Below are 22,229 nucleotides of genomic sequence, written 5' to 3' on the forward strand. Positions count from 1 at the left end.
GTGAATTTAGCAGCCACCGGATTTGAATTTCGGTTTTGGGGGTAAAGCATAGAATAGAAAGTCAGCGGAAGTCTACAGGAGGAGGAATCAGTTTTATGGAAAGAAGTTCAGCAACCGAAAGTATCTTGCCTATGACATCCATTCGAAGTGGATCAGGGATTGAGTTGACCCCCGATGTTTACTGTTATACCGTACAGATCGCAAATGTCTTCTTTATCGGAAATCCGGAAGTCAGCAATGAATGGGTATTGGTCGATGCCGGTATGCCGCATTCCACGAACAAAATTCTTAAGGCCGCGGAAAACCGCTTCGGACCCGACCACCAGTTGAAAGCGATCATTCTGACACACGGCCATTTCGACCATGTTGGCAGCCTAATCGACATCTTGGAGCAATACAAAGTTCCGGTCTATGCTCATCCGCTCGAATTCCCATACTTGACAGGCGCAACCGATTATCCACAACCCGATACTTCTGTTCAAGGCGGCATGGTAGCCAAAATGTCCGGGATTTTCCCTGTCAAAGCCATCGACATCTCTGCGCATCTTCACGAGCTGCCCTCAGATGGCAGTGTACCGGGAATGCCGGGATGGCAATGGCTTCATACGCCTGGACATTCAGAAGGCCATGTCTCGCTGTTCAGGGAGCGGGGCCGCGTCCTGATTGCCGGAGACGCTTTTGTTACAGTGAAACAGGATTCACTCTATAAAGTGCTGCGCCAGAAAAAAGCCATTCATGGGCCGCCGGTCTATTTGACAACAAACTGGCGAGCCGCCTGGGAATCGGTTTGCAAGCTGGCGGATCTTGAGCCTTCCATTGCTGCAACAGGACATGGCAAACCCGTAAAAGGAGCAGCACTGGCCAAGGGACTGGTTTCCCTGGCCGAGAACTTCCAGGAAGAAGCTGTCCCAGCGCACGGAAAATACGTTCATACCAAATAAAAGTGTTGTCCAGCAAGAAACAGCGGGTTTTACAGTCCGGTGTTTCTTGCTGGTTTTTATGTAATTTCAAATGAAGGAAAATTCAAAATACGATGTTTAGATTTATTTTAGACGGGTATACTAATTAAGCGGTCTCTGTTTACTAAGAGCCTAAGTACGATAAAAAGGAGTTGAGCTTTGATGAATAAAAAAGCATTGTTTATTTCGGATCATGGTGATCCTTTAGCGAAACTCGGTGGCAAACAAGCGGGTGGACAAAATAATTATGTAAAACAATTAGCGCTTGCATTAGAAGATAAAGGTTGGCAAGTTGATGTCGCTACGCATTGGTGCGATTCTTCAGCTCCTCAAATAGAGACATTCGGAAACACATGCCGTGTCATCAGACTTGAAGCCGGCCATAGAGGATTCGTTTCGAAAGATGAAATGTATTCCATGCTTCCAGCTTTTTATGAAGAACTGAAAACTACATTGACCCTTGATTCCTATGATATTGTTCATACGCATTATTGGCTGTCAGGCTTAATCGGCAAAAAACTGAAGAAAGACTTTGGCCTGCCATATGTGCATACCGCACACTCACTTGGATGGGCAAAAGAAAAAGCAACAGGAGTTCATGATCAGCGCCGCATCAATGCGGAAAAAGCAATTTTGAAAAACGCCGATCAGGTATTGGCTACCACCAATAACGAAAAACAATTGATCAAAACTTTTGTTGATTCTCCTTCTCCCATCAAAGTTATCCCCATCGGAGTAGACCAGGCATTCAAAGTGCGTGGCAACCGGACACATTTACGCAGAAAATTCGGCTACAATAACCCTCTCTTTGTCTTTGCCGGGAGACTGGAAGTAACCAAAGGCATTTTCACTTTATTGAGAGCTTTTCAATTGCTGGCAGAAAGAACCGACTCTTCCAATACTCCACACCTGATCATCGCAGGCGGAGATGCAGAATCCATCGATATGGAAACCAAATTGCCTAAAGACACAAAATTACGGGAAGCCCTGCGAGGCATTGAAGATCGGGTCGAGTTCCTGGGACCACAATCTCAAGACGAATTGGCTTTGTTATTCAATTCTGCAACCGCAACGATTGTACCAAGTTTCTACGAATCTTTCGGAATGGTCGCTGCAGAAGCACAGGCTTGCGGCAGTCCTGTCATCGCGTCAGACGTCGGCGGATTGAAGAACGTTGTGCAGGACGGCATTACCGGCCTATTGGTTGAAACAAAAAATGAAATCGATTTGGCAATCGCGATGGAAGTCCTATCAGCGAATACGCTGTTGACGGAACGCCTAAGCCGTCAAGCGGTAAAGATTGCACGTAAAGATTTCGACTGGGATTCCATTTCCAAACGGATAAATTCATTGTATGAGGTGATCATCGGTGCACGGAGCAACGCATTTGTTAGCAACAGATTTGGACGGGACATTGGTCGGCGATAAAAGCAGCTTAGAGGCGCTGCTGGATTTTTACGGCAGCCAGACCTATGAGGTTTCTCTGGTTTACATTACCGGGCGCCATTATCAATCCGCTTTGTCTCTTATAGAAGAAGAAAATTTACCAGTTCCCGACGTGCTGATTACAGACGTGGGAACTGGCATATACATAGGCGATCGTTTGGAGCCAGACCTGGAGTGGAGCAGACGGCTGGAAAAATCCTGGACGCCTGAAAAAATAGAGTCTATCGCGAGCGAGGTTCCGGGTCTTACCTCACAGGATTTGCCCATCACCAATCGTTGTTCGTATTTCGCTTCCGACTCTACTATTGTGGAGACTTTTCGATCAAAGTTGACCAAAGCCGGAATTCCATACAAATTGATCTACAGTGGCGGTCGGGATGTCGATATTCTTCCAGCCGAAAGCGGCAAAGGGCAGGCTCTCCAGTACATCCTGGATAAATACAAGTTGTCAGAAGCCAAGTTGTTGGTAGCCGGCGATTCCGGGAACGACGTCGAAATGTTGACGCTGGGCTTCCCTTCTGTCATTGTCGGCAATGCCCAGCCTGAGTTGCTTGAACAGCCCGAACATCCGTCCATCTACCGGGCCAAGCAGAAGTTTGCAGGCGGCATCCATGAAGCATGGAGCCATTTCCATACGGATTAACCCCCCTCCCCCTTTGAGCATGAAAAACCTGTTCAAAGGGGTTATTTTCTCTTCAAATGATGAGTTTACGGGTAATCGTTTGTTTTTTTGCCTATATGGTTTATATTTAGTAGGAAGCCGTTTTATAATCAAAAGATTTTGCGTACATAAAATCAGTTAACGTCAATCCATAACAGGAGGAAATTGAGATGAGCAAAGTTTCGAATCTACAAAAAGAGTCCTTGGTTATGCTAAAAGAAACTAGCCGGACCTTTTTCATCCCAATCAGCTTTTTGGAACCTACTTTAAAGAAGACTGTCGGCTCCGCTTATCTTTGTATGCGGGCAATTGATGAAATTGAAGACCACCCAGAGCTTGAGGACCAGATAAAGATCAACTTGCTGAGCAGCATTCAACAGATGTTGGCAACAGAGTTTGATGAGGCACGTTATTTGGAACTTGTGACTCCTTACGAACACCTCCTTCCACCTGTCACTATGCGCTTAGCTGACTGGATCAGCGTGTGCCCCGAAGAGATAAAAGGAAAAGTGATGGAATCCACCGCCATTATGGCTGGCGGCATGTCCAAATGGGTTGAAAAAGACTGGGTCATCAAAACAAAAGAAGATCTGGATGAATACACGTATTACGTAGCCGGTCTGGTCGGCACGATGCTCTCAGACATCTGGCACTGGTTTGACGGAACGGAAACTGACCCTGATCATGCCATCGCTTTCGGCCGCGGGCTGCAGGCAGTCAATATGCTGCGGAATTACGACGAAGATTTTGAGCGGGGCGTGACATTCGTACCGGAAGGCTGGACGCGTGAAGATATGTTCAACTACGCTAAAGACAATTTGGCGAAAGCCGACCTGTACGTCAAACCAATCAAGAACAAGCGAATATTGATGTTCTGTAAAGTTCCTTTGGCGTTAGCCCACAGCACATTAAAAGCATTGAAATCCGGAAAAGAAAAGATGAGCCGCCAGGAAGTGGAAGGCATCGTCGAACAATTAAAACAAGAAGAACACTTACGTTAAGATTTCCGGCCTTGATTTTACAAAGAGGCCGGATTTTTTAAATTCAAGCTCTTATTTAAGTTAGGAAAGACATTGCCCCCCCTTTTTTTTGATATTGCTGTCCATTGGAGAACATCCACTGCCTTGCATTCTATCCTTTAGCCAAACAATGGTAAAATAGAAATGCGTCTATGCATTGGATCTTTTGCAGGAAGAGGCTGTACGTTGATGCAACAATTCAATGCGAATAATCATCGGAGAAACTGGAAGAAATTGATTTTCTTGGTTCGCTTTGGTGATCGAAGATTTATAAGTTAGGAGAATTCCAATGACTGTAACCATTTTCAGTGTTTTAACAGCCGCGATCTTCATATTCAATATCGCGCTTGCAGCGGCGCTGGTTTTTCTAGAAAGACGAGATGCCTCTTCTACGTGGGCATGGCTGTTGGTCTTGTTTTTCATCCCTATTTTCGGGTTCTTCATTTATCTTCTTTTAGGAAGACAATTGCGAAAAAAAACGCTTTTCAAATGGGAAGGCAGCAGACGGATCGGGATTGAAAGCCGGATTGCACACCAAATGAATGAATTGAACGACGAGACCTTTGAGTTCAAAGATTCCAACGCCAAAAACTATACGGATCTGGTTTATCTGCATCTGCGCAATAACGGTGCTTTACTGACCCAGGATAACAGCGTTCAAATTTTTAATGATGGACGAAAAAAGTTCGATTCCCTTATCCAGGACATTGAAAATGCCACCCACCACATTCACATTCAGTACTATATTTTCCGATTGGATGAACTGGGCACCCGAATTGTCGATGCATTGACCCTCAAGGCAAAAGAAGGCATTAAGGTTCGGTTACTGTATGACGACATGGGCTCCAGAAGCTTAAGTAAACGGCATTTTAAAGGCCTTATAGAAGCCGGAGGAGAAGTCGAAACTTTCTTCCCCTCAATTTTACCAATCATTAACCCACGGCTGAATTACCGAAATCACCGGAAAATCGTCGTAATCGATGGGCAAATCGGTTATATCGGCGGCTTTAATGTTGGGGATGAGTATATTGGGCTGAGCCGGAAATTCGGTTATTGGCGGGATACGCATCTGCGCATCCAAGGCAGTGCCTTGTATCCTTTACAGACACGCTTCATCCGGGATTGGAACCAGGCTTCTACACGCCATGATATTGAATACCATGAATCGTTCTTCCCGCTAAAGCAGGAAAAAGGAAACACATCGATGCAGATTGTCTCCAGCGGACCGGATGAGGAATGGGAGCAAATCAAAGATGGTTATTTGAAGCTGATTAACTTAGCAAGAGAGTATATTTACATACAGACCCCTTACTTCATACCAGACGCCAGTTTTTACGATGCTATACGCATCGCAACTTTGTCGGGCATCGATGTGCGCATCATGATCCCCAACAAGCCCGATCATCCATTCGTCTACTGGGCAACCTACTCATACGCCGGCCAAATGTTGAGAGCTGGAGCCCGCGTCTTCATCTACGACAACGGCTTTTTGCACACCAAGATGATTGTCATCGACAATAAGGCATCCACGGTCGGTACGGCCAATATTGATGTCAGAAGCTTTAAATTGAATTTTGAAGTGAACGCCTTTATTTATGATGAAAAAGTATCCACAGATCTTGCAGAACTCTTTCACCGGGATATGAAGCTTTCAACCGAATTGACTTATATGATGTATTTAGATCGCACCCGTATGATCAAAACCAAAGAATCCATCGCCCGTTTGCTGGCACCTATTCTGTGACAAATAATAAGAACTCTCCAAGGTATTTATGTCCATAGAAAAACGTCTCCGAATAAAACCGGAGACGTTTTTTATTTTACTGAACCCCTAAATACTCTTCCAGGGTAATGCCTTTTTGATGAATATCTGCAGCAACATCTTTTCCTACGTAGCGGAAATGCCAGGACTCATGCATATAGCCCGTGATGTGTTCACTGCCTTCTGGATAACGAAGGATAAATCCGTACGCATGCGCATTGGCTGCCAACCATTTGCCACCCTTTGTATCACCAAATGAGGCAGAAGCCCAATGCTGTTCTTTTCCGGCTTCGCCGATATCAAACGCAAGACCTGTCTGGTGCTCTGAGTATCCAGGGCGTGCACTGTATCGATCCGCCGCGTCCTGGCCATCCTTTGCTGCATAGCCTTCGTATAGTTGTTTTTGCCGTGCAAAATCGCGATAGGTACTGAACGCTGATAAGTTGAGGCCATTTTCAGCCGCCGCCGCTTTCATGGTTTCAAAAGCTGCACGCGCTTCCGGCACTTCTCCCGGCGCGTATGTTGCAGGCAACGGGTGCTGCTTATTTGCCAGCAGGACGCCATTGATCACGGTCGGTGCTTCAGGCAAAGCACTGTCTGCCGGATAAATCGTCGCATCCGTTTTTTCTTCTGCAGCCGGTTCCTCTTCTACACTTGTCTCCGTTTCTTCAGGTTCAACCGGCATCGCCGCTTCCTCCTTCGGTGCTTCTGTAGCAGTTTCTTCGATTGCCACAGCTTCCGCCAATGCTCTCATGCTTTGTTCAACATTCCAGTCATGTATATAAAACCACATTGCTGCTAAAGCAGCCATAATTGCTGACAAACTGATCACCATCCATTTACGATATAACTTTTTATTAGCTTGTTTTCCTTTATCTATAAACTTCATGCCAAGGCCTTCCTTCTATCAACGTCTTTATTATTCTACCATTCTTATCGGTGAATTTCTCTCTTTAACAGGCAGCGCTTTTTTCTGTGCATTCGTCCTATTTCAAGAGTTGAAGACAACTCTTGAAACACAAACAGTCTATTTTGTCTTAAGTCATTCAGATTTCGGAATAATGGAACTATTAACCATAAATAAACTTCTTTTATATTAACTCATTACCCCCATAAGGCATACGCTTTTTACGAAAAAATAAGTATAAACGCATAAGGAGATGGAAACATTGAATCGAATATCGGAACGTGATATCCAAGCCTTAATGAATCAATTGGATACACTACTGGAAGAACGAATGAAAGAAAAGCACGAATATATAAAAACAGCGCAATCTCAATAAATGAGATCGCGCTGTTTTTTCGTCTACACTAAAATAGTCGCTAACACGACAAAAAACAATAAACCAAAAATAATGGACATGCCCAGCATCCACTTGGCTTCCCGGTGCATCCCTTGCGCCTTCATGTGGCGGTACCGGAAACTGTTTGTCAGAACGAACAATAAGGTCATGAACAAGACCGCTACTTCCAGGTAGCCGAATATCAAGCAGGTCAACGCAGTGATACTCAAAAGTGCAATTCCGATTCCTTGCAGAAGTTTCATATTCATGCAGCTATCCCCCAATAAAGAAAGCCGGCAATAACTGCCGGCTCCTTCTGTATTATTTCTTCTCTTCTACTGCTTCAAGTGCTTTTTCTGGATGGTTCGAATAGAATTTACGGCCAATGAAAGTTTGGATAATCAACAAGATCCCTCCGACTGCCCAGTAAACCGGTAAAGCTGCCATCGATGTGAATGAAATGAACATGATCATGATTGGAGAAATGTAGACGAATAGTTTCATCTGTTTTTGCTGCTGTTCAGGCATTGTCCATAAAGAAACTTTTGCCTGGAAGAAGTAAACTGCTCCAGCAATCAAGGTCATGATCACATCGGGCGACCCGAGATTAAACCAAAGGAACTCGTGGGAACGGACATCCGGTGAGTAAAGAATCGCAAAATAAAGGCCCATGATGATCGGCATTTGGATAACGACAGGCAAACAACCCATGTTCAACGGGTTCACTTCGTGCTTCTTGTAAAGCCCCATCATTTCCTGCTGCAGTTTCATCTGTTCTTCTTTATCTTTTGTTTCTTTCAAACGCTTTTGGATATCTTCCATTTCAGGGCGCATCTTATCCATTTTCACTTTCATACCTTGCTGGCGTTTATATGTGCGCAGCATGAAAGGCATCAATACTAAACGGATGATAATTGTAATGACAACAATGGCCATGCCGTAGCTGCCGCCGAACAATCCACCTAAATAATCCAACGAGAAATCAAATGGTTTAACAAAGATGGAATAGAAGAACCCTTCCTTGTTTTCAACAGCCGAACAACCACTCAATAGAACAACGGCTGTCGCCATCATCATTAATAATGTAATTTTCTTTTTCAAATTAGTCACCTTCACCTTTTTCAACTACTAAGAAGTATAACGATAAGCGCTGGAAAATTCAATCCATGGAGGGAACACTATTGGATTTTTTAAGTTTTGTGACAAAATTACGGCACCCCATTTGCTCAATCAAGATGGAAAGTAAGCAAGAAAAAAAGGAGAATTGCTTCTCCTTACTTGGCATTCGGCAACGTATAGCGGAAATACGGAATGTGTTGGCTGTCACGGAATTGCTTCGGTGTAACGGCAGTATACTTTTTAAAGATCCGTGTAAAATAACTTTGGTTACAGAAATGGAATTGCTTCGAAATATCTGAAATCCCTTTATCCGAGTGGCGAAGATAATATTGGGATTCTTCCACACGACGTACATTCAAATATTCAACAAGCGTAATGCCGGCATGTTCTCTGAAGATGCGGGATAAATGGCTTGTCGAAATGTTGAAATGCTTGGCAATTTCTTCAACTGACAAATCGCGCTCCACTTCGTCGTTGATGTAGATGACAACTTTGTTGACAGTTTGATGTCCAAAAGAAGGCTGTTTGCGTTCTGAAATAATCGACACAAAGAATTCGATCAATTCATCTGCCACAAACATGAATTCAGAATCATTCATATGCTTGTCCACTAATTCCACACACGCTGAATTGAAAGCAAATGCTTTTTTGGGCGGTACACGCATTTCGTAAAGTTTGCGTGCCATAACGGAAGATAGGATGATGTAGTAATTGCGGATAGAACGGATGATGTCTTTTTCCGAACGGAGTGAGAGCATATCAATCAATTCTCTCAAGGTCTCTTTTGCACGTTCTTTTTCAAGGTGATGAATTTCATACATCAATTGTGTTTCAATTTCAAAAAATCTATCCAATCCTTCAATTTGGTTTAAATTTTCTGTTTCGTTCATAAATATTTTCGAAATGGTTTCTTGAATGGATGGCGCTGTAATAATATTCATGGGTTCCCCGTCTTTCTTTATCCAAGTTTTTGCAGCATTCCCTCAACTATATACTGAAATACCACAAAATAATAGAGTTACGCTTCTGTTTTTGTAATTTTTTTGTGTAATTTGCTCTAGTACTTAATTCCTTTTCTTATGCCATCAGTAACATTTTAATACAAAATTTATACTATACATAACGAAATAGCTTGAAAAAGGTTTCATTTTTACTTCATAAAACTCAATTTTAACAGGAATCCAAAACAAACCCTAGAAATAAGACAGTTTGCTTTAAATTCCTGTTTGGCGATCAATTAAGGTGAGCTAAGAGAAATCAACTTTTATGCATCGCTTCAAAAAGTGGAAAAATCCCCCACTCTATTAAACCTTGTACAAAATGGCGATCTTTCAAGCTCAACTTTTATAATACAATATTTTCTCTGTTATTCATCTTTGTCTGGCGGAATAAGCGCACGGATATGGCGAGGCAGAATTTCGATGACAAAAGGCGTCATACAACCTTCATCCCCATCAATATTACAAGATAATGGTTCCGTTGTTTTTATGGAAACTTTTGTCGTATGAACCGCTTCCACTGCCGGGTCTTCTTCCAGCTTGCCTCTTAAAACTGAAGTTGCAATACGGACAAAAGCAGGCAACGCTGCATTCTTCACAATATACAGATGCAGCAAACCATCATCCGTCAGGGCTTCTGGCGCTAATTTTTCAAAACCGCCTACTGAATTTGTTAAAGCGACCAATACCAGTTTTGCTTCTCCAGACCAAACGCCGTGATCATGTTCAATTTCAAAATAAGTTTCTGTATCCGCCGTAATGGCTTTGACCCCTTCAATGAAATAAGCCAATGCCCCTAATTTCGTTTTCTGCTCCGGATCCACGTCGTATGTGGATTCCGCAATATCTCCGATTGCCAGTATATTCATGAAGAAATGTTTGCCGACTTTGGCAATATCCACCCGTTTTTCATAGCCGGTTCTAAGTGCTTCAATAGCTTCGGGCGGATCTAGGGAAATTCCTAACGCCCGCGCGAAATCATTGACGGTGCCAAGCGGAATCAAAGAAAATAAAGGCTCATGCGGCTGTTCCGCAATTCCGGACACCGCTTCGTTGATTGTTCCGTCGCCACCCATCGCTACAACAAAGTCGTATTTCTTTTCACATGCTTCAGTGGCAAAATGTGTCGCATCCTTTGCCTTTTGTGTTTCTCTTGTATCAACCTCATAACCCATTGAAGCGAGCGTTTCTTCCACCTGCCCACGATACTCGGAAGCGCGTTCTTTTCCGGCAGACGGATTCAGTATAAACATTGCTTTTTTCATCATCAGACCTCCGATGGTATAATACATCTATAATTATCTTTACTCTTGTATCAGGATGAACAAATCCACAAAAGGGTACGTTGTTTAAGAAAGTAGGAGCCATCTTGCGAATTTTCATTTATGTTATTATCTTTTTTGCTTTTTTCGACTTATTTGCCCAACTTCCCATCATGAGCACTTATGCGGTGTCATTGGGTGCCAGTCCTTTTATCGCCGGACTCGCAGTCGGCATGTATTCACTGTCGAATACCTTCGGGAATGTCATTTCCGGTATTTTTTCAGATCGAAAAGGACCTTTTGCAATTCTGGTGACCGGCTTATTGTCGACCAGTTTAACCTTGTTTACATATGCTTCAATCGACGGCCCTTATAGCTTGCTTGCTGTCCGGTTTATCCACGGGCTCGCAGCTGGCCTGACAGTTCCCGCCGCTTTCACGTACTTGGCCAATCGAACTGAATCCGCTAAACGCGGCAAAGGAGCTGCTTTATCAGGCGCTTTTGTCGGGCTTGCAGCAATTCTTGGACCAGCGTATGGTGCAATCTATACAAGCCGAAACGATGTGCCGCAGACCATGTTCCTTACCGGAACGCTGATTCTGCTGATAGGAATAGCCGCATTTTTCATCTTGCGGCAGACCACCATCAAGAAAGACAAAGCTGTCAAAGACGCCGTTTCCTTCAAGGATATCTTAAAGAACAATGGGTTGATCCGTTCTTTTTCAGGCGCTTTTTTCCTGATGTTTTCACAAGGGGTCCTAGCTTATATGCTGCCGCTGAAAGTTGAAGGACTTGGGCTGGATTCCCAGCTCAGCGGTTTGCTGCTGAGCACCTTTGGAATTTCAGCCATCTTGGTGTTCCTGCTTCCCGTCAATCGAATTTTTGACGCTGCCAAACCCATCTACACCTTGATCGCCGGTTTTACGATAATGGGGGCTTCCCTGTTCTTTTTAAGTGCCGTGACAATTGAGCCGTTGCTGTATGCCAGCATGTGCACGTATGGGTTGGGCTTTGCTCTGCTGTTTCCTTCAATCAATTCCATATTGATCGATTCAACAAGTGTTTCAACCCGCGGACGCGCCTATGGGTATTTCTATGCTTTCTTTTCCATCGGTGTTGTAGCCGGATCGAGTATTACAGGAGCTTTTGCTTTAAGCCCCAATCAAGGATTTTTCGTCAGTGGCTCTCTATTGTTGATTATCGCTTCACTAAATATATGGTCTTATAAAAAATAGTTGGCAGTAAAAAGGATGGTCCCGGACCATCCTTTTTTTATCCCGCTTTAACAGGCAGTAAGACTCCCGCTTTTATAAGCGGGAGATCACTGACCGTAAAGGATCAACCAACAATCAGTGGGGATGAAGAACCCCCCCACTGATTGATGCTTCTCTTTATAAATTATCGGTGCTTATTTTATTTTCGGGAGCAGCTGAACTTGTGTTTTCAGCTTTCTCTTTGCTGACATCGTTTGACGACAGCTTCACATCGTCCTTGTCTTTTTCATTGTCCTTTTCCTTTTGCTGCTGCTCGTTATAATATTGAACACTTGCTGAGGCTCCACCTTCTGCAACCATTTTGTTTTCACGTTTTTCCGTATTACTCAGCGTATCTGTAGTTTTCGAAGTCGGATTTCCATCTTTGTCCAGGTTTTGTGATTCCATGTAAGAATTCACCTTCACTTTCGTATCATTGAACGCCTTCGTAGCTTTTTCACGATTTTCAGGATTCTTGAAATATGCGTATGCTCCAGCAGCTAATCCTGCTAATAAGAGACCTCTTCCTCTTGCCATTTGCAGCACTCCTTCATCAATTTATATATTACTATTTATTTACCCTATTCTCTCCAAAGCTAATCCTCGATTGTATGTCAAAAGTATTACATTTAACTATTGGTAAGTTTCATGTCTACGTGCGGGATCCCATCTTCTTCGTAGCTGTCTGAGACAGCTTGGAACCCAAATGATTGATAGAACTCCTGTAAGTATACTTGGCCCTGCAATTGGATGGCTTCCGCCCGCCATTCCCCTACAATGTAATCGATGCTCCGTTCCAATAGCTGCTTCGCTAAGCCACGTCCTCTGGCATCTTCTCGTACGATGACTCTCCCAATCGAAGGCAGCTCGTATTTTACGCCAGCGGGAACCAGTCGTGCATAGGCCAATACTTCCCCATTTTCAACATAAAGCAAATGAATGGATTGCTGGTCTAAATTATCCAACTCGGGATAAGGACAATTTTGTTCAACGACAAATACATCTACCCGTAACTTCAGAACTCCGTATAATTCCCTTGCTGTAAAATCGTCGAATCGATAGGTATTCCAGTTCATATCTGACACACTCCTTTAGTTTCTATTATTCCACATTAGTGGCTATTGGACTCTTTTTTTGATATGATTGCAGAAAGAATTTCAGAGGTGATTGCATGATTCGTACCGGTACATCCGCAGATATTACATCTGTTCAGGAGATTGCCAAAGTTAGCTGGAATGATACGTACGCTGGAATCATTCCCTCTACAGTCCAAGAAAGTTTTTTAGATAAATCATATTCTACTCCTATGATGGAGATGCGTTTAAAGAGGACGATTATATTGCTTGCGGAACATGAAGGACAGCCTGTCGGGTTCGCCAATTTCACGAAAGTGGATGAAGACGGAGATGCTGAGCTGATCGCCATTTACATGAAACCTGAATTTCAACGGTCAGGCTATGGCAAACAATTATTGAACAGCGGTCTAAGCTACCTGCTTAACGGCAACCAGTTATTTGTCTATGTCGAAAGCGAAAACACCAAAGGCCGCAACTTCTATGAAGCGAACGGCTTTGAGCTACTCGAAGAATTTGAAGAATTATTTGAAGGCCACCCTTTGCAGACCGCCAAATATGTCTACCACCTGAAAACAGCTGCCTTATAGGCGGCTGTTTTTATATATTTAAAAAGAGACGTCCGAGTAGTTACAGCTCGGACGTCTCTTTTTTGATGCACATGTCTGCTTTACAGCGGACGGTAAGGGGTATCATCGTCATTGCTGCGATTACTGCGGGTTGTTGTATCATCGCGGCGCACCTCATCTTCACGGCGCACAGACTCTTCTTTGCGGCGAAGCTGATCCTCTTGATACTTGAAATCCTCATCGCGCAAATTCTGATCGTTTTGCACACGTGGTTTGCGGACAAAACACATGATTGCAGCGATGTAGAAAAGAATCGAGGTTAATGACAGCAAGCCTGCAAACAGACCGGCGACGATGAATAAGACACCGGCAATGGACGCTTTCTCGGTTTTGCGGAGATTAACTAAGGCGACAATTGCCAGAATTGTGCTTAATGCCAATAGCGCAATCAGCACCCATCCTACTACGCTGAAGCTTGAAGACATCATATCCATGACCATCTGGGCTTCTTCAGGATTTGAAAAGGCTGGATCTGCCATAATTTCATCTTCTATATACTGCTGGAATTCTGGAGTACCTTGGACATTTGCGTAACTTGCCATCGCAAACCCGATTAAGGCAATCGCTAAAACATTAAAGATGATTCCGATAATGCCGAGCACTTTTTCTCCTGCTCTATTCACTGTTTCTTGGTTCATTCAATCCACCTCTTCCTATAGTCTCTTATGAGTATACGTACAAATAAGGATTTGGTTACTTAATTACTCTGTTCCCCTAATAAAATTAATAAAACCTGTTTAAAATATGGGAAGTCGGGTATTTTAATAATAACAAAGATTTGAAAGGAGTTCTATAAAATGGAAAAAAACCTAATTTTTAGCCAAGCAGATTTCATGTATGGTGTTGGTGGAGCTTCGATTTTAACAGCTATCGTTTTCTTTATGACCAGCATCTAAAGTGGAGGTAACAAATGGTAAACTACATACTTGATAACTAGCAAAAGCAATCCACTGTAATTGAGAGCGGATTGCTTTTTATATGTTCACTTATTCAATTGGTACGAATTTTCTATATTTTGACGTCATCATATTCTTTGTAGCGGTCAAAAGCCGTTACGGCATAGGAGCACACGGGTTCCATTTTATAGCTATGTTCACGGGCGTAATCTGCTGCCTGATCCAAAAGCTTCTTGGCCATTCCCTGATTGCGCATCGACTCATCGACAAAGGTGTGTTCGATGACCATGACATTCGCCAGTTCTGTCCACGTGATTTCCGCTTTTGTCTCCCCTTGTTCTTCAAGGCGGTAGGCAAATTCATCACTGCCTAATTCAATTAATTTAAAGTCCATTCTTCCTTCTCCTCCTCTTCACTGATTGATGCTCAACGGACGAAGAGATGCTTCGATCTGAGCGCGTTTTGGCTCTAAAAATGGCGGTAGCGCAAGCTCCTCTCCCAAGCTTTCCATCGGTTCGTCCGTTGCAAAGCCCGGTTCGTCTGTTGATAATTCAAAAAGAATCCCATTAGGCTCCCGGAAATAAATTGCCTTAAAGTAATAACGGTCGACTTCACCAGAAGTCACGAATCCGTTCGAACGCAAATACTCATTCCACTTGCTGTACTCTTCGAACGTTTTTACCCGGAACGCAACATGATGGACACTGCCTCTTCCCGGACGTTCCGGCGGAAGGTCCGAACGCTCCTCTAAGTGTATTTCGCCAGCGGGACCGCCTTTTCCTGTCGAAAAGACCAAAATATCTTTTTGCCCTTCTACAGTAGACGGATATGCCCCTATTTCTTCAAATCCCATAATGTCCGTCAGAACGGCAGCCGTTTTCTCGCTTTTGCGGACTGTCAATCGGACATGCCCCAAACCGACAATCGCGAACTCTTCCGGAACTCCAGTTTTGGTCCAAGGTATTCCATAGTCAATGCCCTTGCCGTCATCAACGACCAGCATCAACCTGGAGCCTTCAAAATCCTGAAACGTCAAGGTCGGGCGGTTGAAACGCTCTTCAATTTTTCCGTGGGGAACTTCGAATTCATCAAAACGTCCAGTCCAATAATCCAAAGCTGCTTCACTTTTCACTCGGAATGCGGTATTGCTGATGCTCGAAACCCCTGGATGCGTCCGTCCAGCCATCGGAATATCGAAATACGTCATGTCAGTACCCGGAGTGCCGACCGCATCTGCATAAAACAGGTGGTAGGAAGATGGATTGTCCTGATTGACACTTTTTTTCACTAAGCGCATCCCCAGTATCCTTGTAAAAAAATCGTGGTTGGCATCGGCATTGGCGGTCAAAGCTGAAACGTGGTGAATTCCTTCTAATTTCATATAAGTTCCTCCTATTTATCTTGAATTCGAGATATTTATTTCATAGTAGCATTGTCTTTTATTCCACGCAAGCCATTGAGCTTCATAAAAAAAAGACAAGCCCTAAGTTTCGGGCTTGCCTTTTTTCGGGTTAATTCATCCAACCGCGTACTGTATCAGCCAGGTTTCTAAAGAAAGTTTTGACGCTTTCCCAAAAACCTTCATCATTGACGATGTTGCCGATTTTGTCTTCAATCGTCTTGCTCAAATCTTCCAACTGAGTTGACCACTGGGAAAAATCGATGTCAAGCTGACGGATACGGTCCATCAGATCAACCAACAATTGACGATCTTCCGGGCTTAATTCGATTTGAAGCTTGCTCAGTTGATCTTCGACAATCTGTTCCACTTCTTCACGTGATGCCGGGTTTTGCTCAGCAATCTGTTTTTTGATTTCGGTTAACAGCTCGCTGACTTTGGCATCTTCCACGCCGCCGTCCGCAAGTTCAGTCGCTACAGTCAATTCGTCATTTGCAACGTCTGTCCGTTCCGGATCCAGCTCTTCACCGTTCACTTCATAAGCTTTGTAGATTCCGACAAGTGCTGAGTGGCCGGTTACCTTTTTGGGCGCCGCAACTTCCACAGTAGCATTTTCAATTCCTGCAGTCAGCATGGCATTGGCATACATTTCAGATGTCACTTGTGTAATATTATCGGGAGTTACGATTTCAATGACCAGTCCGTTGCCTTCATCTTTGCGTGTAATTTTAGCAGACGAATACATATTGGCACGGGAATCGCCATCTTTAATGTAATTGACCAAATCCTGGCCAGTCACTTCGATTTCTTCTACATCAGCTTCCCCTGCAACATCCAGGCTTTCAGCAACAGATGCTTTTTCATCAGCCGACAGATTGCCTCCGTAAACAACGATTGGCAGGCCGAATTTTTCATTGATGCCGACATTTGCCGAACTATAGGATGGCAGGACGACAGATAGCGTAAACAGTAATGCTATGACAGTGAGTAATTTTTTCATTTTTTTATTGCCCCTTTCTTCAAATTAATACGAAATCAATTTGAAAAGGTTCCTTTATTTCGTCGACTTGGTCCATCCTTCTTCCTGGATGATCTGACGATTCTTATACAATTTGCCGAGCGCGCGCTTGAATGCCGCTTTGCTCATGCCGAAGATTTCCTGGATTTCGTCCGGTGAAGATTTATCGGTGAACGGCATCTTGCCGCCTGATTCTTCGAGATAACGCATGATTTCATCCGCGTCATCAGACAAACGTTCCTGTTTTCTTGGAAGCAACGAGCCGTTAAGTGTACCATCGTCTTTGACATCAATGATGCGGACGGTTTTTTCTTCCCCAAGGCGTGGTTCTTCATGGCGTTCTGTTTCGTGAACAAAGATCCGGTACATTTCAGGTACGGACAGCATGAAAGTCCCAACCGGCAACAAACGGTAAGCGCGTGCCTGCACATTTTGGTTAAAGGCAGTTTCAGGTGCCGGCTGCATCAATTCCAGAACTTTTTCTTCAGTTGCGAGACGCCCGTACAAATCGCCGTGGCGATCTGTACGAAGTGTCATAAAGATATGGTCGCCCTGTTTCGGCCATAATTCCATGATCTGCGGAAGATCAGCTGGCAGTAGGTAGACTTCGCGTGTGGTGCCGATATCAACTACTGCACCTTCACGTGGTGATACTTTTAATACTTTCGCCCAGCCATACTCACTTGGCAGGATATGAGGAATCATCGGTGTGGCTGAAACGCCTCCCTGACGGTTACGGTAAAGGAAAACTTCAATCTCTTCCCCGATTTCCTGGCCTTCTTCTATTTCTGATGCGTTCATCATTACTTCATCGCCTGAACCATCCGATAAGATCCATTGCGATGTTGAACGGTCTTTCACTTGCAGTACCGCTTTTAACCCTGGGTGTAAAGCCATAATTAGCTCCTCCTATTTCTCTTAACTTTCTTTTCCTTCTTTATTCAGCTGTTCCAGCTTTTCCGTAAACTCCGGGCTTTCTTCCAGCAGTTGGACCAAATCGGCAATTCGATCGATTGAATTCCAGCTCAGATGATGCTCGATTCCTTCAACATCCCCATAGATCCGCTCTTCATCTACACCGATCAACCGAAGAAATTGTTCAAGCAAGCCGTGCCGTTCCAATAGGCGTTTGCCAAGCTTCTGGCCTCTTGGCGTCAACACAAGGCCTCTGTATCGTTCGTATATCAAGTACCCGTCTTTATCCAGCTTCTGCACCATCTTGGTGACAGAAGACGGCAGCACAGATAAGGCCTCCGCAATATCCGAGACACGCGCATAACCTTTTTGCTCAATTAATGAATAGATGATTTCAATATGGTCTTCCATACTTGGAGTAGGCAAAATTCTTTCCTCCCTCACGTAGCTATGTTCAGTTTACTATACCGCCATCATTGAAACAACTGGACTTGTCGCCCCTTATAACAGTCCGTTTTTTCAGAAAGGTTTAAGCTTATTGGTGTCAGGGTAGTTATTACTATAAGCAAAATAGTTATTATTGAAAGGACAGGTGAAAAACATGGGACGTATTCTTTGGATTATCTTAGCAGTTATTATCGTAGTATGGCTAATCGGATTCTTAATGGACGTAGCAGGCGGACTAATACACATTCTTTTAATCATTGCTGCAATCGTTTTAGTTATCAACTTAGTAACTGGACGTAAAGGCGTATAGCCATAGCATTCGATGAAGAAATACAGGGTTGTTCCAAAAGCCATGATAAATGGCTGTTGGAACAACCTTTTCTTTTTGCATTTTTGCTTATCCACCCAATATAAAAAGCAGGAGAGGAAAAATCAACGATTTCCCTCTCCTGCTTTTTATTGTTTAATTTTAGCGTAGATGCATGTATCCCGAAGCTTATTGCCTACCCGGGAAACCGTATCATTGCGCAAAATTCCTTCCAGCTCGAATTTCAGGCGATTGGCGACTGCGCGGCTGCGGACATTGTCCGGATCGCAGCGGATTTCAACCCGATTGGCACCTAACTCTTCAAAAGCAAAGCGCGTAATGCGTTCCACTGCTTCCGTAACATACCCTTTGCCCTCATAGCGGCTGTCGACCCAATAGCCGATTTCAAACTTGCGTACTTCCCAGTCAATCCGGTGAAGTCCAGTAGAGCCGACGAATTGGCCAGTTTCCTTCAGGAAGAAATGCAGTCGCAAATCCTTACGCAATTTAAAATTAGCCTCGGCTTCAATCAATGTTGCCTCTGTTTCTGCAAGGTCAGGCTTTTGCTGTGCAAATGGCAGCCATGGCCGGAATGCTTCCAACGAATGCATAACAGCTTCGTAACTTGCTTGCGCATCTTCTCTTCTCGGCGCCCGGATCAGCAGACGCTCCGATTCGAACTCTTCCGGAAAATCGAGCAGCACGGGGTTAAACGGTAGCTCTTTTGTTTCTGCGACGGTATCGTCCCATAAAACCGGTGTCGTGATTCCTGCCTGCCAGTCTTCACGTGTCATGCCGTAAGTCACTGCATCATAATAACGGTTTTCCCGTGGAGAAAACCAGGCCTGGCGCAAATGGGCTTCTTTAACAAAGCCAGTCCGCTCGAAAGCCTTGCGCATCGCGAAGTTATCGTGGCGCGTATTGCCTTCCAGCCGAATTTTCTTCTCTGGCAGCGAAAAGACGAAATCAGCAACCAGTTTCAATGCTTTCGGACCATAGCCCTTGCTGCGGTAAGGATCTGCAATCCGTAGATCGAAAAGCGGGATATCATCCTGCAAATCAAAGATTTTGACTAAGCCAACTTGCTGATTTTCATCATTTTCTATCCAGAAAGTTGTCACTTGGTCTGATTTATAGCCGCCTTCTTCAATTGTTTTCTCAATCAACGCCCGCACCGGATGTTCATGGCCATGAAACGGCCACGAATTTGTTGTCATAAAATGAATCAGCTGTTCCTGCTCTTCCATTGTCCACTCTGTTAACTTCAACATAAAACCTCCAAACTTGCCTTACTTCTGAACTTTTACAAGTCGCAATGCATTCATGATTACCAATAGCGTAGCACCCATATCCGCGAAAATCGCAATCCATAAGGTCAACCAACCTGGAATGATCAATAGCAATGCGATAATCTTGAGCCCTAGCGCAAAGACGATATTTTCTTTTATTATACGCAATGTCTTTCGGCTGAGTCGAATCGTATAAGGAAGTTTCTCCAAATCATCTGCCATCAAGGCGATATCCGCCGTTTCCAGCGCTGCGTCTGTCCCCGCTCCGCCCATTGCGATGCCGATACTTGATGCAGCCAGTGCCGGCGCATCATTAATGCCATCGCCGACCATCGCCACCCGGCCATATTGTTTTTGCAGATCTTTGATTGCTGCTAATTTGTCTTCCGGCATCAGCCCTGCACGGACATCGGTTACACCGATTTCTGCTGCAATGGCTGTTGCTGTTGCTGGATGATCCCCAGTCAACATGATGGTCTGGCTGATTCCCATCGCTTTCAACTTCTGAATGATGGAAGGGCTTTCTGTTCGGATGGCATCCGCTACTGCGATGATTCCCATCAGCATCGCTTCTGAAAATACAGCGGTGACGGATTTCCCACTCTCTTGCAGTTTACGCGCTTTATCCGGAATACGTAAGCCCTTTTCTTCAGCCCAGTTTAAGCTGCCGACGTAAATGGTTTCTTCATTGACTGTCGCATAAGCGCCTTTCCCGGTAACAGAATTGAAGTTTTCAGAGGCATAGACACCTGCTGCTTCTTTCGAGATGGCTCTGGCCAATGGATGCTGCGACATGGTCTCGACAGATGCTGCCAGTTTCAGCAGTTCTTCGTCTGTTACCGCTCCTTCTGCAAGAACATCTGTCACTTCAGGATATCCTTTGGTCAGTGTGCCCGTTTTGTCAAAAGCCACCGCATTGATGCGGCCGGTTTCTTCCAGGTGAACTCCCCCTTTAATGAGGACTCCTTGACGCGCGGCATTGCCGATGGCCGTGACAATGGCAACCGGAGTCGATACGACGAGTGCACATGGGCAACCTACGACGAGAACGGCCAAGCCCTGGTAAACCCATAGTTCCCAGTTGCCGGTTACAAAGCCCGGTACCAAAGCCACGAAAAAGGCGATGGCGATGATTGCCGGCGTATAGTAGTTGGCGAACTGGTCGATGAATTTCTGGGTCGGCGCTTTTTCAGCCTGCGCTTCTTCAACGAGATGAATGATTTTCGCAATGGTGGTGTCTTCCACACGTTTCGTGACAGTGACTTCCAGTGCTCCTTCATCATTCATCGTACCCGCAAAAACTTCATCTCCAACCGTTTTGACTGCAGGAATCGACTCTCCTGTAATCGCTGCCTGATTGACGGCAGACTGCCCGCGAAGGACTGTGCCGTCCATGGCGATTTTCTGTCCCGGCTTGACGATCAGAACGTCTCCAATCCGGATGTCTTCCGTATCCATTTCGGCTAATTCACCGCCGCGCTGAATCAACGCCCGTGCCGGAGCCAGATCCATCAGGCTGCGGATCGACTGGCGTGCTTTGTTCATGGAGAAGGACTCCAATGCTTCGCTGACAGCGAAAAGGAACACGACTACAGCCCCTTCGCGCCATTCACCGATGATGACAGCCCCGATAATGGCGATGGTCATCAATGTCTTCATGTCGAACTGGAGCGTGCTGAGATTTTTCAACCCGGTCCAGAACATATGATAACCGCCTATTGCCATGGAACCGCCGAACAATGCGATGGACCAGGGATGCGTTTCACCAATTTGGAAGGAAACGATGATTCCCGCTATCAACAGCAGCAGCGAGAGAGCCGTCTCTATCGTCTGGCGTCGCTGATAGAAAGGAACGTGTTTCACTTTTTCTTTTTCAGGATAGACGCGGATATGATCGAAAGCCCCCGCTTTTTCAAGCACTTCAATCGTCACATTCCCATCAATCGTCAATTTGGAAGCACCGAAATTCAAATTGACGTTTCTTATATCGGGCAATTCTCGGACATTCTTCTCAAACTTGGCCGCACAGCTGGTGCATGATAAATTTTCAAGACGATAGGTTTTAACCATTTTCCACACCTTCTTTCGTGTGTTCGTGCGCAATTGTCACCAACTGGCGGACATGATCGTCAGACAAGGAATAATAGATTTGTTTTCCTTTGCGCTCGGACTTCGCCAAAGCCCGCTCCCGAAGGTAACGCAAATGATGGGAAGCCGTTGCTGTGGAAGACCCGATGACTGCGGCGATATCGCAGACACACATCTCTTCTTCTATAGTTAAGGCATATGCGATGTTCAATCTGGTTTCATCCGCCAGCGCTTTAAACAGGTTCGCCACCTCGCTTAAATCGGTCATGCTCTTCTGTACACGATTGACCGCTTCCGGATGGACTTTTGTCACTTCACATACTTCTTTCATGCCGGCACCTCTTTCATTCAAATAAAGATTTGATTGTTTCCTTCAGTATATAGGTCTTGGCAATTACAGTCAAAC

At 44.6% G+C, this 22,229-nt stretch carries 24 protein-coding genes; 8 read left to right on the forward strand and 16 right to left on the reverse strand.

Features of this window, described 5'->3' with window-relative positions:
• Window positions 1-95 precede the first annotated feature (95 nt).
• The 5 genes from ACRC6Q_RS13655 to cls all read left to right on the forward strand — a co-directional run bounded on the left by ACRC6Q_RS13655 (window position 96) and on the right by cls (window position 5,829).
• Window positions 96-941: an MBL fold metallo-hydrolase gene (locus ACRC6Q_RS13655; protein WP_431466816.1), complete on the forward strand. Its 846-nt coding sequence runs from the start codon at window positions 96-98 to the stop codon at window positions 939-941.
• A gap of 180 nt (window positions 942-1,121) precedes the next feature.
• Window positions 1,122-2,387 carry a glycosyltransferase gene (locus tag ACRC6Q_RS13660; protein WP_223636915.1) on the forward strand — a complete coding sequence of 422 codons (1,266 nt, stop codon included), beginning with the start codon at window positions 1,122-1,124 and terminating at the stop codon, window positions 2,385-2,387.
• The gene (locus ACRC6Q_RS13665; RefSeq protein WP_263298616.1) at window positions 2,347-3,048 is read left to right on the forward strand and encodes an HAD family hydrolase; all 702 of its coding nucleotides are present in this window, start codon (window positions 2,347-2,349) and stop codon (window positions 3,046-3,048) included. The genes ACRC6Q_RS13660 and ACRC6Q_RS13665 overlap by 41 nt, the downstream gene beginning before the upstream one ends.
• A 188-nt stretch (window positions 3,049-3,236) precedes the next feature.
• Window positions 3,237-4,067, forward strand: a complete 831-nt coding sequence (locus tag ACRC6Q_RS13670) for a squalene/phytoene synthase family protein (protein WP_223636921.1) — start codon at window positions 3,237-3,239, stop codon at window positions 4,065-4,067.
• A gap of 307 nt (window positions 4,068-4,374) precedes the next feature.
• Window positions 4,375-5,829: a cardiolipin synthase gene (gene cls / locus ACRC6Q_RS13675; RefSeq protein ID WP_431466817.1), complete on the forward strand. Its 1,455-nt coding sequence runs from the start codon at window positions 4,375-4,377 to the stop codon at window positions 5,827-5,829.
• A gap of 76 nt (window positions 5,830-5,905) precedes the next feature.
• Here cls and ACRC6Q_RS13680 read toward each other — a convergent pair whose 3' ends face one another.
• From ACRC6Q_RS13680 to ACRC6Q_RS13700, 5 genes are all read right to left on the reverse strand, one after another.
• Window positions 5,906-6,736: a M15 family metallopeptidase gene (locus ACRC6Q_RS13680; protein WP_431466818.1), complete on the reverse strand. Its 831-nt coding sequence runs from the start codon at window positions 6,734-6,736 to the stop codon at window positions 5,906-5,908.
• Between the two features lie 417 nt (window positions 6,737-7,153).
• On the reverse strand, window positions 7,154-7,399 hold the full coding sequence (locus ACRC6Q_RS13685) for a hypothetical protein (RefSeq protein WP_223636930.1): 246 nt from the start codon (window positions 7,397-7,399) through the stop codon (window positions 7,154-7,156).
• 52 nt (window positions 7,400-7,451) lie between these two features.
• Window positions 7,452-8,231, reverse strand: coding sequence for a membrane protein insertase YidC (yidC, locus tag ACRC6Q_RS13690; RefSeq protein WP_223636933.1), 780 nt, complete (start codon window positions 8,229-8,231; stop codon window positions 7,452-7,454).
• A 173-nt stretch (window positions 8,232-8,404) separates the two neighbouring features.
• The gene (locus tag ACRC6Q_RS13695; RefSeq protein ID WP_223636935.1) at window positions 8,405-9,190 is read right to left on the reverse strand and encodes a helix-turn-helix domain-containing protein; all 786 of its coding nucleotides are present in this window, start codon (window positions 9,188-9,190) and stop codon (window positions 8,405-8,407) included.
• Window positions 9,191-9,615: 425 nt separating this feature from the next.
• Complete coding sequence (locus tag ACRC6Q_RS13700; protein WP_223636937.1) at window positions 9,616-10,512, reverse strand: diacylglycerol/lipid kinase family protein; 897 nt, start codon at window positions 10,510-10,512, stop codon at window positions 9,616-9,618.
• Window positions 10,513-10,616: 104 nt separating this feature from the next.
• On the opposite strand from ACRC6Q_RS13700, the gene ACRC6Q_RS13705 reads away from it, so the two are divergent.
• Window positions 10,617-11,744 carry an MFS transporter gene (locus ACRC6Q_RS13705; RefSeq protein WP_431466819.1) on the forward strand — a complete coding sequence of 376 codons (1,128 nt, stop codon included), beginning with the start codon at window positions 10,617-10,619 and terminating at the stop codon, window positions 11,742-11,744.
• 156 nt (window positions 11,745-11,900) lie between these two features.
• On the opposite strand, the gene ACRC6Q_RS13710 is transcribed toward ACRC6Q_RS13705, so the two are convergent.
• Both ACRC6Q_RS13710 and ACRC6Q_RS13715 read right to left on the reverse strand, forming a co-directional pair.
• The gene (locus tag ACRC6Q_RS13710) at window positions 11,901-12,299 is read right to left on the reverse strand and encodes a hypothetical protein (protein WP_431466820.1); all 399 of its coding nucleotides are present in this window, start codon (window positions 12,297-12,299) and stop codon (window positions 11,901-11,903) included.
• 92 nt (window positions 12,300-12,391) lie between these two features.
• Window positions 12,392-12,838, reverse strand: coding sequence for a GNAT family N-acetyltransferase (locus tag ACRC6Q_RS13715; protein ID WP_431466821.1), 447 nt, complete (start codon window positions 12,836-12,838; stop codon window positions 12,392-12,394).
• A 95-nt stretch (window positions 12,839-12,933) separates the two neighbouring features.
• Between ACRC6Q_RS13715 and ACRC6Q_RS13720 the strand changes: the two genes are divergently transcribed.
• Entirely contained in the window at window positions 12,934-13,425 is a 492-nt protein-coding gene (locus ACRC6Q_RS13720; protein WP_223636944.1) for a GNAT family N-acetyltransferase, read from the forward strand.
• An 80-nt stretch (window positions 13,426-13,505) separates the two neighbouring features.
• On the opposite strand, the gene ACRC6Q_RS13725 is transcribed toward ACRC6Q_RS13720, so the two are convergent.
• The 6 genes from ACRC6Q_RS13725 to mntR all read right to left on the reverse strand — a co-directional run bounded on the left by ACRC6Q_RS13725 (window position 13,506) and on the right by mntR (window position 18,118).
• Window positions 13,506-14,102: a DUF4064 domain-containing protein gene (locus ACRC6Q_RS13725; protein WP_431466822.1), complete on the reverse strand. Its 597-nt coding sequence runs from the start codon at window positions 14,100-14,102 to the stop codon at window positions 13,506-13,508.
• A 370-nt stretch (window positions 14,103-14,472) separates the two neighbouring features.
• Complete coding sequence (locus tag ACRC6Q_RS13730; RefSeq protein ID WP_223636949.1) at window positions 14,473-14,754, reverse strand: GNAT family N-acetyltransferase; 282 nt, start codon at window positions 14,752-14,754, stop codon at window positions 14,473-14,475.
• A gap of 18 nt (window positions 14,755-14,772) precedes the next feature.
• On the reverse strand, window positions 14,773-15,741 hold the full coding sequence (locus ACRC6Q_RS13735; RefSeq protein ID WP_223636952.1) for a ring-cleaving dioxygenase: 969 nt from the start codon (window positions 15,739-15,741) through the stop codon (window positions 14,773-14,775).
• A gap of 130 nt (window positions 15,742-15,871) precedes the next feature.
• Window positions 15,872-16,759 (reverse strand): DUF1002 domain-containing protein, encoded by an 888-nt coding sequence (locus ACRC6Q_RS13740; protein WP_431466823.1) that lies wholly within the window; start codon window positions 16,757-16,759, stop codon window positions 15,872-15,874.
• A gap of 54 nt (window positions 16,760-16,813) precedes the next feature.
• Entirely contained in the window at window positions 16,814-17,674 is an 861-nt protein-coding gene (locus tag ACRC6Q_RS13745) for a CvfB family protein (RefSeq protein WP_431466824.1), read from the reverse strand.
• A 21-nt stretch (window positions 17,675-17,695) separates the two neighbouring features.
• Window positions 17,696-18,118, reverse strand: a complete 423-nt coding sequence (gene mntR / locus ACRC6Q_RS13750) for a transcriptional regulator MntR (RefSeq protein WP_223636959.1) — start codon at window positions 18,116-18,118, stop codon at window positions 17,696-17,698.
• A gap of 175 nt (window positions 18,119-18,293) precedes the next feature.
• Here mntR and ACRC6Q_RS13755 point away from each other — a divergent pair, with 175 nt between their 5' ends.
• The gene (locus ACRC6Q_RS13755; protein WP_146558271.1) at window positions 18,294-18,449 is read left to right on the forward strand and encodes a lmo0937 family membrane protein; all 156 of its coding nucleotides are present in this window, start codon (window positions 18,294-18,296) and stop codon (window positions 18,447-18,449) included.
• 146 nt (window positions 18,450-18,595) lie between these two features.
• On the opposite strand, the gene ACRC6Q_RS13760 is transcribed toward ACRC6Q_RS13755, so the two are convergent.
• From ACRC6Q_RS13760 to ACRC6Q_RS13770, 3 genes are read right to left on the reverse strand one after another with little or no spacing between them, the layout of a single operon-like run.
• Window positions 18,596-19,714, reverse strand: a complete 1,119-nt coding sequence (locus ACRC6Q_RS13760) for a GNAT family N-acetyltransferase (RefSeq protein ID WP_223637669.1) — start codon at window positions 19,712-19,714, stop codon at window positions 18,596-18,598.
• 21 nt (window positions 19,715-19,735) lie between these two features.
• Window positions 19,736-21,805, reverse strand: coding sequence for a heavy metal translocating P-type ATPase (locus tag ACRC6Q_RS13765; RefSeq protein WP_431466825.1), 2,070 nt, complete (start codon window positions 21,803-21,805; stop codon window positions 19,736-19,738).
• Window positions 21,798-22,154, reverse strand: coding sequence for an ArsR/SmtB family transcription factor (locus ACRC6Q_RS13770; protein WP_431466826.1), 357 nt, complete (start codon window positions 22,152-22,154; stop codon window positions 21,798-21,800). The genes ACRC6Q_RS13765 and ACRC6Q_RS13770 overlap by 8 nt, the downstream gene beginning before the upstream one ends.
• Window positions 22,155-22,229: the final 75 nt, after the last annotated feature.

This window comes from Planococcus sp. SE5232 (genome assembly GCF_050686535.1).
Taxonomy (GTDB): Bacteria; Bacillota; Bacilli; order Bacillales_A; family Planococcaceae; genus Planococcus.

Bases quoted from the DNA above. Each gene is read 5' to 3' on its own strand.
- ACRC6Q_RS13685 (WP_223636930.1), bottom strand. From the start codon at position 7,399: ATGAATATGAAACTTCTGCAAGGAATCGGAATTGCACTTTTGAGTATC.
- cls (WP_431466817.1), top strand. From the start codon at position 4,375: ATGACTGTAACCATTTTCAGTGTTTTAACAGCCGCGATCTTCATATTC.
- ACRC6Q_RS13660 (WP_223636915.1), top strand. From the start codon at position 1,122: ATGAATAAAAAAGCATTGTTTATTTCGGATCATGGTGATCCTTTAGCG.
- ACRC6Q_RS13765 (WP_431466825.1), bottom strand. From the start codon at position 21,805: ATGGTTAAAACCTATCGTCTTGAAAATTTATCATGCACCAGCTGTGCG.
- ACRC6Q_RS13700 (WP_223636937.1), bottom strand. From the start codon at position 10,512: ATGAAAAAAGCAATGTTTATACTGAATCCGTCTGCCGGAAAAGAACGC.
- ACRC6Q_RS13740 (WP_431466823.1), bottom strand. From the start codon at position 16,759: ATGAAAAAATTACTCACTGTCATAGCATTACTGTTTACGCTATCTGTC.
- ACRC6Q_RS13655 (WP_431466816.1), top strand. From the start codon at position 96: ATGGAAAGAAGTTCAGCAACCGAAAGTATCTTGCCTATGACATCCATT.
- ACRC6Q_RS13745 (WP_431466824.1), bottom strand. From the start codon at position 17,674: ATGGCTTTACACCCAGGGTTAAAAGCGGTACTGCAAGTGAAAGACCGT.
- ACRC6Q_RS13670 (WP_223636921.1), top strand. From the start codon at position 3,237: ATGAGCAAAGTTTCGAATCTACAAAAAGAGTCCTTGGTTATGCTAAAA.
- ACRC6Q_RS13735 (WP_223636952.1), bottom strand. From the start codon at position 15,741: ATGAAATTAGAAGGAATTCACCACGTTTCAGCTTTGACCGCCAATGCC.
- ACRC6Q_RS13680 (WP_431466818.1), bottom strand. From the start codon at position 6,736: ATGAAGTTTATAGATAAAGGAAAACAAGCTAATAAAAAGTTATATCGT.
- ACRC6Q_RS13730 (WP_223636949.1), bottom strand. From the start codon at position 14,754: ATGGACTTTAAATTAATTGAATTAGGCAGTGATGAATTTGCCTACCGC.
- ACRC6Q_RS13770 (WP_431466826.1), bottom strand. From the start codon at position 22,154: ATGAAAGAAGTATGTGAAGTGACAAAAGTCCATCCGGAAGCGGTCAAT.
- ACRC6Q_RS13725 (WP_431466822.1), bottom strand. From the start codon at position 14,102: ATGAACCAAGAAACAGTGAATAGAGCAGGAGAAAAAGTGCTCGGCATT.
- ACRC6Q_RS13755 (WP_146558271.1), top strand. From the start codon at position 18,294: ATGGGACGTATTCTTTGGATTATCTTAGCAGTTATTATCGTAGTATGG.
- ACRC6Q_RS13720 (WP_223636944.1), top strand. From the start codon at position 12,934: ATGATTCGTACCGGTACATCCGCAGATATTACATCTGTTCAGGAGATT.
- ACRC6Q_RS13710 (WP_431466820.1), bottom strand. From the start codon at position 12,299: ATGGCAAGAGGAAGAGGTCTCTTATTAGCAGGATTAGCTGCTGGAGCA.
- ACRC6Q_RS13695 (WP_223636935.1), bottom strand. From the start codon at position 9,190: ATGAATATTATTACAGCGCCATCCATTCAAGAAACCATTTCGAAAATA.
- ACRC6Q_RS13715 (WP_431466821.1), bottom strand. From the start codon at position 12,838: ATGAACTGGAATACCTATCGATTCGACGATTTTACAGCAAGGGAATTA.